Below are 13576 nucleotides of genomic sequence, written 5' to 3' on the forward strand. Positions count from 1 at the left end.
GGCCTCCAATCCAGCCAGCATCTTGAATCACAAACATCCGGCTTTGGGAATCCTACGATTCTCTCAAAATAGGAATCGCTCTAGCAGGCAGTTGACCAATCGCGCGCGCAATTCATTTTAGTAACGTCCACAGGGCGCAACGTTGGCATACTCAACCGCAGCAGGTGCGACGAATTGGGAATCTGAACTGCGAGCATATAGTATCCGGGAAGAGTACCTTTAAGACTTAGCTCGCGTTCCAGCCCTCTTTGCAGGTTTCGTCGTGAAGGCTTCGACCCTTCCGTTCTTAAGCGTCATTCTCTTCGTACATACGCTTTCGAGCAGGCTCTCATTGTGGGTCGCCAGGACGATGATGCCTGCCTTCTCTGCCAGTTCATCCATGCGTCGTTTGGCTTTTTCTTGAAATTGGGCGTCGCCGGCGCCGATCCACTCGTCCATCAGCAGAATTTCGGGGTCAAGGGCTGTAGCCGCTGAGAAAGCAAGGCGAGCGGCCATACCCTGGCTATAGGTTTTGAAGGGGACATCGATAAAGTCGCCAAGTTCGCTGAAGGCGATGATCTCCGGCATTTTTTCTTGGATCTCGGCCTCGGTCCACCCGCTGATCAAACCCCTCAGAACAATGTTTCGCCGCCCCGTCGCTTCGGGACGAAATCCTATGTTGATGTTGAACAAAGCGTCGACTTTGCCTTCAATGGCTACTATGCCGGCCGATGGCTGATAGATGCCGTACAACACCTTGAGCAGTGTCGTCTTGCCCGCCCCGTTTGGGCCGACCAAGCCTAACCGGTCGCCTGCTTTGAGTTCAAAGCTGACATCTTCCAGCGCCTGCACGACCTGTTTGCCGCCGGAGCGTCCGATTTTGCCTCCAAGACCACCCAGGCGCCGGTCAGGCGCCGTAAGCGTCAACTTTTCGTAGAGGCGGTAGGCGAGGCTGACATTGTCCAGCTTGATGGAAATCATTTTGAGCTCAGATCAGGAAAACGACGCGCTTGCGATATCCGCCCAGCAGCAGCAACGCAACCGCCCAGAAAGCCAAGGAGATGTAGGCTGTCACAATAAAGGGATGCGTTGGGAATTCGCCGCTCGCGATTGGCGCACGCACCACTTCCAGGAAATATGTGAACGGATTCCAATGATAGGCATAGTTCTGTATACCGCCTTGCCCATGATAGGCCCAGAAGACTGGCGTAAGAAACGTGCCGACTCGCATGATGTTGCCGACGATGAACTGAGCATCGGGAAAGAATGCGCCCAAGAATGCGAAAACCGTTACGATTGCAGGGGTCGCGAGCACAATCAGCAACAACCCCGGGATCGACAAAAGCCACTCAGCGCTGATTCCCAAACCGCTCAGCAGCAGGATGACGATGCAACCCGCCACCGAATAGCTCGCTCGGATGATACATTGCACCGTCAGCCGCATCACATACACGAAGAGTGGCAGCCTCGTACCTTGAATGAAACTGGCTTCGCGCGAGAACAGGGGCACGCTCAGGCTGATCATCTCCATGAGGTAGAACCAGACAACCAGGCCGATCGAGGCATAGGCCGTGTATCCGGCCGAATCCGTGTCTTTGGTCTTGAAAACGAAGATGAAAGTGCCGATGAATGCCAGATAATTGACCAGCATCCAAAGCGGGCCGAGCGTCGTGCGTCTGTGCTGGTCGCCGATGTCCTCATGGGCAAGCGCAATCCAGACCCGGTGTAATCTCATGGCCTTTGAGATGTCGTCAAAAGCGCCGTTTAGTGCCGCAATCATAACTGGGAGTATCGCAATCCGTTGTTCTGGCGCATTATTCTTCGCTGGCCATAGCGAACCACCAAGCCCGTCTCTAATAGCCATTTCGATGGGCATATGGCAACGCATTGCGTCGTAACGCGGCGGGGAACAGAGTCAACTGCGGCAAAACTGAACGCATGCTGATGCTGTATGGCCTATCTATTAGCGTTTGGTAATGTTGACTTTGCGGCAATCGCCCGAGCATGATCCATGTTCTCCACTGACGCCTCTTGTCCGAAAAAAACTCTGGCTATGCCCTCGCCCCCGCAGTATGCGATACAGCACGGCGGGGGCCGGGGATGGCACTTGAGTAAGGTGATCGGTCGCGAAGTGTCTTCGTGTCGCACCTCGCTGGTGTTGATGCCCCTGAGCCTGGAGTCTAGTGCCGTCCAATGAATTCCCACCTCGAAGCTGTGTTCGGGCTCAGGCCACAGATGCGGCGCGCCTTCATCATGGTCCAGGACGTGGTCATGGTCCTGGTCGCCGTGGCACTCAGCCTCGTGCTTTCGCGGTCTAATCTTTCGTTCGACGCGCTCTCCAAGGAGGGTCTGGCGACATGGGCGGGCATCGTCGTCATCAGCCATTTGCTGTTCCGCTACAGTGGCCTCTACACCACCGTCTGGCGCTTCGCTTCGACGCCGGACTTTTTCAACATCCTGAAGAGCTGCGCGATCTTGACGTTCACTCTTTATGTGGCGTCGCTGCTGCTGCGGTTTTACCGGCCGGTCGCGGGGCTCAACGAGCGTCAGTTCATCGTCTTCTTCCTTGTCTCCTTCACCATCATCTCGGCACCCCGGCTGTTCTACCGCTTCCTGCGTGACGGCGCGAGCTGGGGGATTCTGAGCCGCAAGACCGACATCAGGCAGGCCAAGCGCGCCCTGTTCGTCGGCCGGCTCGGCGAGGCCGACCTGATCATTCGCTTCACGCGCACGGCGCAACCGGCGGACTATTCCATCGCAGGCATCATGGCGACCGAGCGCGGCGCACCGTTGGGCACACGGATTCAAGGTGTTCCCGTGGTGGCGACCATGCCGCGCCTGATCGATGTCCTGGAAGACTATGCGACCGGCACCAAAAGTCTGGACCTGCTGATTTTCGGCAGCGGCGCCGAGCACGAGATCGAGGACTATTCGGAACTCGTGCGCATTGCCCGGCACGGCGACATAAATGTGGTGCAGTTCTCAGGCCTTTCGGAGTTGGAACAGCACGGAAAGCTGGTTCTCGACACCGTTGAGATGGAAACGATCCTGCGCCGTCCGGCGGTCGCGTCCGACATCCAGCGCATCGGCGCCTTTGTCAGCGGCAAACGCGTTCTGGTGACCGGCGGCGCCGGTTCTATCGGCCAGACGCTGGTCAAGCGGTCGCTGGAACTGGGAGCCGAGGCGGTGCTGGTCGCCGACAACTCCGAGTTCGGCATTTTCCAGTTGAGCCAGTATGTTGACGAGAAGGACCATGACCGGCTCAAGGTCCGCATCGTCGATGTCTCGGACCGGCGCCAAATAACGCGTGTCGTCACGGAATTCCGGCCGGACATCATCTTTCACGCCGCGGCGCTCAAACATGTTCCGCTGCTCGAGGAGAACTGGGATTCAGCCATTCAAACCAACATTTTCGGAACGCTCGTCTGCGCCGAGGTTGCCGCCAAGTGCGGGGTTGCGCAATTTGTCCTGATATCGAGCGACAAGGCGGTGGATCCCTCATCAGTGCTCGGCATGACGAAGCGGGCCGCCGAACAGATCATCAGCGCCTTGCATGGCCAGACGGGCGGGCGTGACCCGGCCACCAAGTTCATTGCAGTGCGGTTCGGCAATGTCTTCGGCAGCAATGGTTCGGTGGCGACCATATTCCAGGCGCAAATCGAGGCTGGGGGGCCCGTCACCATCACCGACCGGCGCATGACGCGCTATTTCATGACCGTGGCCGAAGCCGTCGATCTCGTCATCATGTCGGCGGCCGATGCCGCGTCGCGGCAGAGCGGACACGATTATGCCGTCTATATGCTCGACATGGGCAAGCCGGTGCCGATCCTTGAAGTGGCCGAAACGATGATCCGCTTGTCCGGAAAGAGCCCATACAAGGACATCGCGATCCGGTTCACCGGCATCAGGCCGGGCGAAAAACTTCACGAAACGCTGCATGGCGAAGACGAGGAACTCGTCGAACTCGGCATCTCGAAGGTTTTCGGCCTCAGCACGGACGTCGTGGAATGGTCGGATGTCCAGGTCGCGCTCACGGCGCTGCAGCAGTCGGCGAAAAACCAGGACAAGGCTGCCGCGCTCGCCGCATTGGCAGGTCTCGACCGCGCCAAGAAGGCCCGGGAAAGCCCTCATCAGGGCGCGATCCCGAAAACGGCCGGGCAGGCGAGCTAGGCCCGGTTCAGAATTCAGAAAGCGATCTTGGTCGTGAGCAAAGCAGATCTGCGCGTCGCGGTCCTGATGGGCACGAAGGATGGCGCGGCCTTCATCGATGAACAGCTGCAGTCCCTGCTCGCGCAGTCGCACCCTCTGGTCGACCTGTGGATTTCAGACGATGGCTCCGTCGACGGCACGACCGCCATCATCGAGACATGGAAATCCCGCTGGCGGCCCAAAGGTCGGATGACGCTGGTAGAGGGGCCGCGGCAGGGCTTCGCCGCCAATTTCCGCTCCATGATCGTCGACCGACGCATCGAGGCGGACTGCTATGCCTTCTGCGACCAGGACGATATCTGGGAGACCGACAGGCTGGAGAGCGCCATCAGCTGGATGCGGACCCAGGATGCGAAAACCCCGCTGATGTTTTGTTCGCGAACCGCCACCATGACGGAAACAGGAAGTCTTGTCGGCCATTCGCCGCTGTTTGCCCGGCCGCCAACCTTTCGCAACGCGCTTGTGCAAAGCATCGCCGGCGGCAACACAATCCTGCTCAACGCTGCGGCACGCGACCTGCTGGCCAGGGCCTCCACGCGGACCGGGTTCGTCAGCCATGACTGGTGGGCCTATCTCATCGTGACCGCCGCCGGCGGCATCGTCCGCTACGATCCGCGGCCGCTGGTGCGCTACCGGCAGCACGCGGCGAACCTGGTCGGCGCCAACGTGTCCTGGAAGGCAAGGGTGTCCCGGCTTGGCCGCCTGTTCAAGGGGGAATTCGCCGGCTGGACAGACCTCAACCTCGACGGTCTCGCCCTCAATCGCGACCTCCTGACCGAGGACGCGACGGCATGCCTCGACCTTTTCACCCGCGGGCGCAACGGCGGTCTTTTCCGGCGCTTGGCGGGCTTGCGCCAAAGCGGCGTCTATCGGCAGACCGTTTCCGGAAACCTGGGGCTCTATCTCGCTTTCGTCCTGGGGCGCATCTGAACATTGGCACGAGTGCGTGGCACGCTTGGTCAAAAGATCGGCTCATGCTACTTCGACCGGATTGACGGCATTTGCCTGCGGCGTTGCCTCGGGACTTCGGCAGGGAGCACTATCGGCCGTTCATGAAGGCAGCCAAGCAAATCTTCGATATTGCCGGTGCGGCTCTGCTGCTGGTGGCCACATCTCCTGTCTTGGCGCTCACCGTCCTTGCCGTTCGGGCATCGTCGCCGGGCCCGGCTATTTTTTCACAGGTGCGGGTCGGCCGTGACGGTCGGCTTTTTCGCTGCCACAAGTTGCGCACGATGTATGTCGGGACGCCGTCACTGCCCTCGCATGAGGCGCCGGTGGATTCCGTGACATCGGTCGGGAAGGTCTTACGGAAGTTCAAGCTCGACGAGCTGCCACAATTCTGGAACGTCCTGAAGGGCGAAATGAGCCTGGTCGGGCCGCGCCCCTGCCTGCCGACCCAAACGGAGTTGATCGAGTGTCGCAGGCGGCTGGGGGTTTTGGCGGCGCTGCCGGGCATAACCGGCCTGGCCCAGATCAGGGGCATCGACATGTCGAACCCGGAGCTTTTGGCCGAAACGGATGCTGCCTACCTCCGCACTGCGTCGTTCTGGCTCGATTTTCGGATCCTGTTTGGAACGCTCTACCGAAGCGGATAGGTCACCAGGGAGTCAGGATCTACCGAGCCGCGCCAGCTCGGCCAGCCGCTCGACCGTGCGAGCTTCAGGCGTCCACCCCTGCGATACCAGCAGGGCGGGGTCGCATATCTGTGTCGCAGTCAGGCTGTCCCAGAACGCCCGCCTGCCGAGCGCGGCCACGACCGGCCGTATCAGGCCGGCCGGCACAGCCATCAGACGCACAGGCCGCCCCAAACCTCTGCGAAAGGCGACGATAACGGTCTCGACGGTGACCGGCGGCACATCGGCGCCGACGTAGATCGGGCGAAGCGGTCCGGAATGGCTGAGCAGGTGCGACACTGCTCGCACCGCGGCCTCGGAAGACATCAGCGAGCGGATTCCGGTCAAGGCACCCGTCGGCAGCGGCAGCGGCGTATCGGCAAGGCGCATCAGCGTTGCCAGATTTCCCCTCATGCCGCTTCCATAAACCGGAGGCAGGCGCAACACGGCGGCGTCCGAGCGGCCGTGTAACGCGTAGGCGTCCAAAACCTTGATCTCGCCTTCGCGCTTCGAGCGTCCATAGGCGCATTGTGGGGCAGGAAGCGTGTCCTCGTCGATCGTTGCGCTGACGTGCGCGCCGATCACCGCTCGGATCGAGGAGAGATGGATGAAGCGTCCGCTGGCCTGTGCCGCCGCTGCATGCGCCAGCCGCGCGCTCAATTCCACATTGACTGCCCTGTAATCGGCTTCGGTTGCATTTCCCTGATCATTGTTGAGGCCGGCGCAATGGACGACGTCAGTCATATCCCGGGTCAGTTCCAGGAAGGCGGCGGCCGGCGCGTCGAAACCGGGCATCGGCACAGTCTCGTTTTCCGAACCCAGCCTCTCGGGATGGCGGGAGGCGAGGCGAAGCTCGGCACCGGCTTCGCGAAGGTGGCGCACGACAAGACGCCCGATGAAACCTGTCGCTCCCGTGACCAGAACCTTCATGGTCTTGCCCGAAACTCTTTGCTGACTACTCGCTCTTCCATCACTGGCGCAGGTGCCTGCTCTTCCAACAACGGAACCTGACGGCCGGAGGCGAGATATGTTCCACTCACCAGGAAGACCATCAGCACCGAGTCCAGAATGTCATGGCCGATCAGGATGCCTGTCATTCCGGCCGTCAGATAGGTGATCACCACGACGACAATCATGGTCGCGCCGAACCGCTCGCTCGGATCGCTGCTGTTTCGCAAGACCCGGACGGCATTTCCAGCGGCAACGATAAAGATCGCCGCCAGCGTCACGGCGCCCAGAATTCCCGCTTGCACCAAGGCGGTCAGGAAGCCGTTGTGAAAATGGTTGAAGCCTGTGTCCATCGCGAACTGCTCATGAAAGCCCTGCTTGATCAGAAGCTGGGTTGCACCCACACCGTGCCCGAACAGTGGCATGTCATGGAATGCTTTGAGTCCGATCTCCCAAAGCGCAACACGTATTCCCAGCGAGGTGTCGTAGTTGCCGCTGGCTCCAAGCGCACCCCAATCGGAGCGCAAAAAGTCGACCCGCCCGGATATCGCCTGGAAGCTGGAAGCGGCGATCACGACGCCGACCGCCGCCAGCAGCAGCAGCAGGCGAACGGCATTCCTGCCTCTGAGCCTGTGCCGGTTGATCAGCACGACGGCGATACCGGTGATCAGCAGTGCCAGCCAGACGATACGCGAGCCGGAATAGATGACGGCGATCGTCCCGGCCAGTGCCGCGTAGAAGAGGGGTGTCCGGGCTTGCTCAATACCGGACAAGGCGCCAGCCACACACATGACCACGGCAAGGCAGACGACGGTTGCGAAGACGATCGGATTTCCAGCTCCTCCCTCGGCCCTGACGCCAATCCAATATTGCTGGATGACGGCTATGAGCAGCGCGACAAAGCAGGCGGCCATGCTGGAAAGCACGATGATGCGGGCAAGCGTGGTTTTCTGCGTGATGCTCCAGGTCGAATAGGACACGGGGAAAAACAGGAAGGTCACCAGCGGGATAAGATGCGGCGCATCCCGGGCGAACGAATTGTTGACGATGGAAGCCAGGAGATTGGAGGCGCAGTAGGCATAGATCGCGACCGTCATCCAGATCATGGGCCGGTCGGCGTTGAAGCGCCTTTTCCGTAAAGCAATCAGCAGGACTGACGAAAGGCCTCCGCCATTGAATACAAAGCTGACCACCGATCCCAGAACCGGTGGAAAAAAGAAGCAAAGGATGGAGAAGTAGTTGTTGATCCGCGAAGGCGTGAATTGCTGTCTCAGGGATGAAAGCCGGGTCAATTTTCGGGCTCGCTGTCTTCGGCAAGTTTCATGCGGCGGATCTGTTTAGCGAAGTTGAATGCGCTCGCCTCGAAATTGCCCATGCCTCATGATGCACTTGCCCGCTTCCCGAGGCTGGTATAGCGGCTGCCCCCCATTTTCGATAGTGTATAGGGCAGATTGCCACCGAAAATCGGCGGCAGGCGCGGGCCGGCCAGAGGAAGTCCCTTGAAAGCCGCAACTGGTCCATTCAAGCAATATTTTCCCCGCGTTTTCTGGGCCGTTGAGCTTGCGGGCAGGAATTTCCGGGTTTGCCGGCATCTGTGGAAAATTCATTCTCGAACCATGTGCGGTCGGGCCAGTCTTGCATTGTTCTTGACAATGGCGATCTGCTAGAACGCCGGCACGAGAAAGATTGTCCGGAAACAAGGCTCGAACCGGGCGCGAAGAGCTCGGTGATTTGAGGCAAGGTCTTCTGTTGGAAGATACGAAAGAACGCCCACGGCCCATGACAACAGCGCTTACGCATCTTCAGCGGCTTGAAGCCGAGTCCATCCATATATTCCGTGAGGTTGCGGCCGCTTTTGCCAAGCCGGTCATGCTCTATTCGGTCGGCAAGGATTCATCCGTGTTGATGCATCTGGCGATGAAGGCGTTTTATCCCGCCAAGCCGCCGTTCCCCTTTCTTCACGTCGACACGACGTGGAAGTTCCGCGAGATGATCGCCTTTCGCGATCAGATGGCGCAGAAACTCGGCTTCGATCTCCTGGTTCATGTCAACGAAGACGGCGTGCGCGACAACATCAATCCGTTCGACCATGGTTCGAACACCCACACCCATGTCATGAAGACCGTGGCGCTGCGCCAGGCGCTCGACAAATACGGTTTCGATGCGGCCTTTGGCGGCGCTCGTCGCGACGAGGAGAAATCGCGCGCCAAGGAGCGCATCTTTTCCTTCCGCAACGCCCAGCATGTGTGGGATCCGAAGAACCAGCGCCCCGAAATGTGGAAGATATTCAACACCCGCATCGCATCGGGTGAATCGATCCGCGTCTTTCCGCTGTCGAACTGGACCGAACTCGATATCTGGCAGTACATCCTGCAGGAAAGTATCCCGATCGTGCCGCTCTATTTCGCCAAGGAACGGCCGGTGGTGGAACGCGACGGCATGCTGATCCTGCGGGACGACGAGCGCATGAAACTGCGCCCCGGCGAGACAGTGGAGAACAGGCTGGTGCGGTTCCGCACGCTGGGTTGCTATCCGCTGACCGGCGCCATCGAATCGGACGCCGACACGCTGGAAGCCATCGTCGGTGAAATGCTGACGGCACGCACGTCCGAACGGCAGGGCCGCCTGATCGACCGCGATGAAGCCGGCTCGATGGAAAAGAAGAAGCGCGAGGGGTACTTTTGACCATGCGCCACATCATGGCAAAGAGCCTCGCTCCCACCGACGGCGTTCGCGACTATCTGGCTGCGCAGGAGAAGAAATCGCTGCTGCGCTTCCTGACCTGCGGCTCGGTCGATGACGGCAAGTCGACGCTGATCGGGCGCCTGCTGTCCGACACCAAGCAGATTTTCGAGGATCAACTCGCCGCGCTCGAACGCGATTCGCGCAAGCATGGCACGACGGGCGACGACATCGATTTCGCGCTGCTGGTCGACGGTCTGGAGGCCGAGCGCGAGCAAGGCATCACCATCGACGTCGCTTACCGCTTCTTCGCCACACCGAAACGCAAATTCATCGTTGCCGACACACCTGGCCACGAGCAATACACCCGCAACATGGCCACCGGCGCTTCGACCGCCGACCTGGCGATCGTGCTGATCGATGCCCGGCAGGGGGTGCTTCGCCAGACAAGGCGGCATTCGATCATCGCCTCGCTGCTCGGCATCCGCCACGTCGTGCTGGCCGTCAACAAGATCGATCTTGTCGATTTCGATCAGGCGGTTTTCGACCGGATCGTCGAAGACTACGGGCAATTCTCGCGCGATCTCGGCTTCCAGACCATTGTGCCGATCCCAATGTCGGCCCGTTATGGCGACAATGTCAGCCGCCGGTCGGAAAGCATGGAATGGTATTCCGGCCCGACGCTGATCGAGCATCTCGAAACCGTGTCGGTCGACGAAGCGATGGTCGAACTGCCGTTCCGTTTCCCGGTCCAGTATGTCAATCGTCCCAATCTCGACTTTCGCGGCTTTGCCGGCACGGTCGCCTCCGGCTCGGTTGCGCCCGGCGACGAGGTCGTTGTCGCCAAGTCCGGCAAATCCTCGCGCGTCAAGCGGATCGTCTCGTATGGCGGCGATCTCGCCCAGGCGGCCGCCGGCCAGGCCGTCACGCTCGTCCTCGATGACGAAGTCGAAATCTCGCGCGGCAACATGCTGGTTTCGCCTGCCGCACGGCCGCAAGTCGCCGACCAGTTCGCCGCCAACATCGTCTGGTTCGACGAGCATGCGTTGCTACCAGGCCGCTCTTACATCCTGCGCACCGAGACCGACCAGACCAGCGCCACCGTCACCGACCTAAAATATCGGATCAACGTCAATGACTTTGCCCATGAAGCGGCCAAGTCGCTCGAAATGAACGAAGTCGGCATCTGCAACATCTCGACGCGGACGCCGATCGCCTTCGATCCCTTCGCCGAAAACCGCACCACCGGCGCCTTCATCCTGATCGACCGCATCTCCAACGCCACGGTCGGCGCCGGCATGATCCTGCACTCGTTGCGCCGTGCCGAAAACATTCATTGGCAGTCGCTCGATGTCGGCAAGCGCGTGCGCGCCGACATGAAGAACCAGCGGCCCGCCGTGTTCTGGTTCACTGGGCTGTCGGGATCCGGCAAGTCGACCATCGCCAACCTGTTCGAAAAGAAGCTGTTCGCTACCGGCCGCCATACCTATATCCTGGACGGCGACAACGTCCGTCACGGTCTCAACCGCGATCTTGGTTTCACCGACGCTGATCGCGTCGAAAACATCCGCCGCGTCGCCGAAGTGGCGCGTTTGATGGCCGATGCCGGGTTGGTCGTCATCGTGTCGTTCATTTCGCCGTTCAGCGCCGAACGGCGCATGGCGCGCGAATTGATGGCCGATGGCGAGTTCATCGAGGTGTTTGTCGATACGCCGTTCGAGGAATGCGCCAGGCGTGATCCCAAGGGCCTCTATGCGCGCGCACTGAATGGCGAGATCAAGAACTTCACCGGCGTCGATTCCCCTTATGAAGCGCCGGAAACCCCGGAGATCCATCTGCGGACACTCGGCAAGTCGGCCGAAGAGATGGTCGACGCCCTGGAACACTGGCTGAACGAGCGCGACATTGCCGAAGACCAATACGATAGCGGCGGCGGCATCTGACGACAGGCTGATGCTCGAAATCTTCGAGCGCCTGGCCTTGTCGGCCGGGCGCGAGGTGATGCGCGTATTCCACGCCGGCTGTGCGGTTGACCGCAAGTCCGACGCCTCGCCGGTGACCGAGGCGGACCGCGAGAGCGAAAAGATCATTCTCGCCGGACTGCGTGCCGCATTTCCCGATATCCCCTGCGTGGCCGAGGAAGAAGCTTCCGCCGGCATCGTGCCGCCCGACCTGGACGGGGCTTTTTTTCTGATCGATCCGCTCGATGGGACCAAGGAGTTCGTTAACCGCCGCACCGATTTCACCGTCAACATAGCGCTGGTTCGCGATGGCGTGCCGGAAGTCGGCGTCGTCTTTGCGCCCTGTACGGGGCGCTTCTTTTCCGGCCAGCCGGGCAGGGCGGAATCACTCGAAATCGATGGCGATTACCAGGTCGTCGGCCGCCGGTCGATCGCGGCGAGAACGGCCGCGACGCCGCTGGCCGTCGTCGCCAGTCGGTCTCACAACACACCGGAAACCGAGGCCTATATTCGCGACCTGGGTGCCGCCGAAATCGTTTCGGTCGGTTCGTCCTTGAAATTCTGCCTTCTCGCCAGTGCCGAGGCCGATGTCTATCCGCGCTTCGGCCGCACCATGGAATGGGACACAGCGGCGGGCGACGCCATCCTGCGCGCCGCTGGCGGCATGACGCGCACGCTCGATGGCCAGCCTCTGGTTTATGGCAAGCGCAGGCAAAGCGACGACGAGGATTTTGCCAATCCGCATTTCATTGCCAGCGGCAGGGCTGCGGGCCCCGGCTAAGAAAGGCTCGGCAGCTTACTCCGCTGCGGCCTGCGCTGAATTCGAGCCGATATAGTTGCGGATCGTCTCGATGATTTGGTCCTGGTCGGCTTCGCTGAGATAGGGGTGCATCGGCAGGCAGAGGATACGCTTCGGCAGGTCTTCCGAAACGGCCAGGCCGGTCGGCGTGCGCGGGTAGTCGCGATAGGCGACCTGGGCATGCAGCGGCTTCACATAGTAGATGACCGACGGAATGCCCTTATCGCCGAGATGCGCCTTCAGCCCGTCGCGCTTGGGTGTCTCGATGGCGTACTGCGCCCAGGCCGAACGGCTGCCGTCCAGATTGCGGGCCGCGGTGACGATGTCGCCAAGCCCGTCGGCATAGCGCTTTGCCACCACCTGGCGCGCAACCATCTCGTCTTCGAGGATGGCCAGCTTCTCGATCAGGATCGCCGCCTGTATCGTGTCGAGCCGCGAATTGATGCCGACGCGGACATTGTCATATTGCGTTTCGCCCTTGCCGTGGAAGGCGAAGGATCTGAGCTGCTCGGCCAGCGCATCATCATTGGTGAACATCGCGCCGCCATCGCCGTAGCAGCCAAGCGGCTTGGCCGGATAGAAGCTGGTCGATCCGACATGGCCGAAAGCACCGCACATCTTGCCGTCGAGCGAACCGCCCATCGACTGGGCGGCATCCTCGATCACCATCAGCCCTTCGCGGTTGGCGATCGCCATGATCGCCTCGTAGTCGGCGGCAAGGCCGAACAGATCGACGGGAATGATTGCCTTCGGCTTCAGCCGGCCTTGCTTCTTGATCATGGCGATGGCCGCTTCGAGGCTGGCAATGTCGATGTTGTAGCTATGCGGGTCGACATCGACGAACACCGGCTCGGCCTTGGCCAGCGCCACCACTTCGGCGGTGGCGGCGAAAGTGAAGCTCGGCACGAACACCGCGTCACCCGGGCCGATGCCGGCCGCAAACAGCGGCAACAGCAGCGCGTCGGTGCCGTTGGCGCAGGCCACGACATGCTTGGTGCCGATATAGGCGGCAAGCTTATTCTCGAATTCGGTGACTTGCGGGCCAAGAATATAACGGCCTTCGTCGACGACACGGTCGATCGCGGCCTTCAGCCGGTCGCGGATTCGTTCGCGCTGCGCGCCAAGATCGATGAACTGCATGTCGGCCTCAAAACGGGTTAGCCAGATAATCGGCCGCTGGTACCAGAGTTGCGCTTGCCGAGAAAGCCGGGCAGGCGGAGCGCTAAATTGCCCAAGTGTCGCAGTCCGTTACCAGTATTTCCCGGCGAATGTCAGCCAGATGCCGGAAATCCGGGCTTCGTCGGGCGCCATCCCGCCCTCATAGCCCTGGAAAGAGCCCCTGCGAAACATAAAGTGATCGATTGGGCTCAGCTGATGTTGAGCGT

At 60.6% G+C, this 13576-nt stretch carries 11 protein-coding genes; 6 read left to right on the forward strand and 5 right to left on the reverse strand.

The window, feature by feature from the left end; translation table 11 throughout:
* Positions 1–219 precede the first annotated feature (219 nt).
* Both NKJ37_RS18650 and NKJ37_RS18655 read right to left on the reverse strand, forming a co-directional pair.
* On the reverse strand, positions 220–960 hold the full coding sequence (locus NKJ37_RS18650) for an ABC transporter ATP-binding protein (protein ID WP_352774633.1): 741 nt from the start codon (positions 958–960) through the stop codon (positions 220–222).
* A 7-nt stretch (positions 961–967) separates the two neighbouring features.
* The gene (locus tag NKJ37_RS18655; RefSeq protein WP_352774635.1) at positions 968–1855 is read right to left on the reverse strand and encodes an ABC transporter permease; all 888 of its coding nucleotides are present in this window, start codon (positions 1853–1855) and stop codon (positions 968–970) included.
* Between the two features lie 317 nt (positions 1856–2172).
* On the opposite strand from NKJ37_RS18655, the gene NKJ37_RS18660 reads away from it, so the two are divergent.
* From NKJ37_RS18660 to NKJ37_RS18670, 3 genes are all read left to right on the forward strand, one after another.
* Entirely contained in the window at positions 2173–4149 is a 1977-nt protein-coding gene (locus NKJ37_RS18660) for an SDR family NAD(P)-dependent oxidoreductase (RefSeq protein WP_352774637.1), read from the forward strand.
* A gap of 33 nt (positions 4150–4182) precedes the next feature.
* Positions 4183–5118 carry a glycosyltransferase family 2 protein gene (locus NKJ37_RS18665; RefSeq protein WP_352441341.1) on the forward strand — a complete coding sequence of 312 codons (936 nt, stop codon included), beginning with the start codon at positions 4183–4185 and terminating at the stop codon, positions 5116–5118.
* Positions 5119–5240: 122 nt separating this feature from the next.
* Positions 5241–5783, forward strand: coding sequence for a sugar transferase (locus tag NKJ37_RS18670; RefSeq protein WP_023808522.1), 543 nt, complete (start codon positions 5241–5243; stop codon positions 5781–5783).
* A gap of 12 nt (positions 5784–5795) precedes the next feature.
* Here NKJ37_RS18670 and NKJ37_RS18675 read toward each other — a convergent pair whose 3' ends face one another.
* Both NKJ37_RS18675 and NKJ37_RS18680 read right to left on the reverse strand, forming a co-directional pair.
* Positions 5796–6731 (reverse strand): NAD-dependent epimerase/dehydratase family protein, encoded by a 936-nt coding sequence (locus tag NKJ37_RS18675; protein ID WP_352774640.1) that lies wholly within the window; start codon positions 6729–6731, stop codon positions 5796–5798.
* On the reverse strand, positions 6728–8041 hold the full coding sequence (locus NKJ37_RS18680; protein WP_352774642.1) for an O-antigen ligase family protein: 1314 nt from the start codon (positions 8039–8041) through the stop codon (positions 6728–6730). Before NKJ37_RS18680 ends, NKJ37_RS18675 begins: the two co-directional genes overlap by 4 nt.
* 487 nt (positions 8042–8528) lie before the next feature.
* On the opposite strand from NKJ37_RS18680, the gene cysD reads away from it, so the two are divergent.
* Genes cysD through cysQ form a run of 3 tightly spaced genes read left to right on the forward strand, consistent with a single transcriptional unit; the run spans position 8529 to position 12173 of the window.
* Positions 8529–9434 (forward strand): sulfate adenylyltransferase subunit CysD, encoded by a 906-nt coding sequence (cysD, locus tag NKJ37_RS18685; RefSeq protein WP_027035869.1) that lies wholly within the window; start codon positions 8529–8531, stop codon positions 9432–9434.
* A 2-nt stretch (positions 9435–9436) separates the two neighbouring features.
* Positions 9437–11374, forward strand: coding sequence for a sulfate adenylyltransferase subunit CysN (cysN, locus tag NKJ37_RS18690; protein ID WP_352758979.1), 1938 nt, complete (start codon positions 9437–9439; stop codon positions 11372–11374).
* Positions 11375–11384: 10 nt separating this feature from the next.
* The gene (gene cysQ, locus NKJ37_RS18695) at positions 11385–12173 is read left to right on the forward strand and encodes a 3'(2'),5'-bisphosphate nucleotidase CysQ (RefSeq protein WP_023808517.1); all 789 of its coding nucleotides are present in this window, start codon (positions 11385–11387) and stop codon (positions 12171–12173) included.
* 15 nt (positions 12174–12188) lie between these two features.
* Here cysQ and NKJ37_RS18700 read toward each other — a convergent pair whose 3' ends face one another.
* Positions 12189–13331: a DegT/DnrJ/EryC1/StrS family aminotransferase gene (locus NKJ37_RS18700; RefSeq protein WP_023808516.1), complete on the reverse strand. Its 1143-nt coding sequence runs from the start codon at positions 13329–13331 to the stop codon at positions 12189–12191.
* Positions 13332–13576 lie beyond the last annotated feature (245 nt).

This window comes from Mesorhizobium sp. M0140, from assembly GCF_040322475.1.
Classification (GTDB): domain Bacteria; phylum Pseudomonadota; class Alphaproteobacteria; order Rhizobiales; family Rhizobiaceae; genus Mesorhizobium.

Excerpts from the sequence above, each read along its gene's own strand:
- NKJ37_RS18650 (WP_352774633.1), bottom strand. The coding sequence starts at position 960 with ATGATTTCCATCAAGCTGGACAATGTCAGCCTCGCCTACCGCCTCTAC.
- NKJ37_RS18655 (WP_352774635.1), bottom strand. The coding sequence starts at position 1,855 with ATGCCCATCGAAATGGCTATTAGAGACGGGCTTGGTGGTTCGCTATGG.
- NKJ37_RS18660 (WP_352774637.1), top strand. The coding sequence starts at position 2,173 with ATGAATTCCCACCTCGAAGCTGTGTTCGGGCTCAGGCCACAGATGCGG.
- NKJ37_RS18670 (WP_023808522.1), top strand. The coding sequence starts at position 5,241 with ATGAAGGCAGCCAAGCAAATCTTCGATATTGCCGGTGCGGCTCTGCTG.
- NKJ37_RS18675 (WP_352774640.1), bottom strand. The coding sequence starts at position 6,731 with ATGAAGGTTCTGGTCACGGGAGCGACAGGTTTCATCGGGCGTCTTGTC.
- cysD (WP_027035869.1), top strand. The coding sequence starts at position 8,529 with ATGACAACAGCGCTTACGCATCTTCAGCGGCTTGAAGCCGAGTCCATC.
- cysN (WP_352758979.1), top strand. The coding sequence starts at position 9,437 with ATGCGCCACATCATGGCAAAGAGCCTCGCTCCCACCGACGGCGTTCGC.
- cysQ (WP_023808517.1), top strand. The coding sequence starts at position 11,385 with ATGCTCGAAATCTTCGAGCGCCTGGCCTTGTCGGCCGGGCGCGAGGTG.
- NKJ37_RS18700 (WP_023808516.1), bottom strand. The coding sequence starts at position 13,331 with ATGCAGTTCATCGATCTTGGCGCGCAGCGCGAACGAATCCGCGACCGG.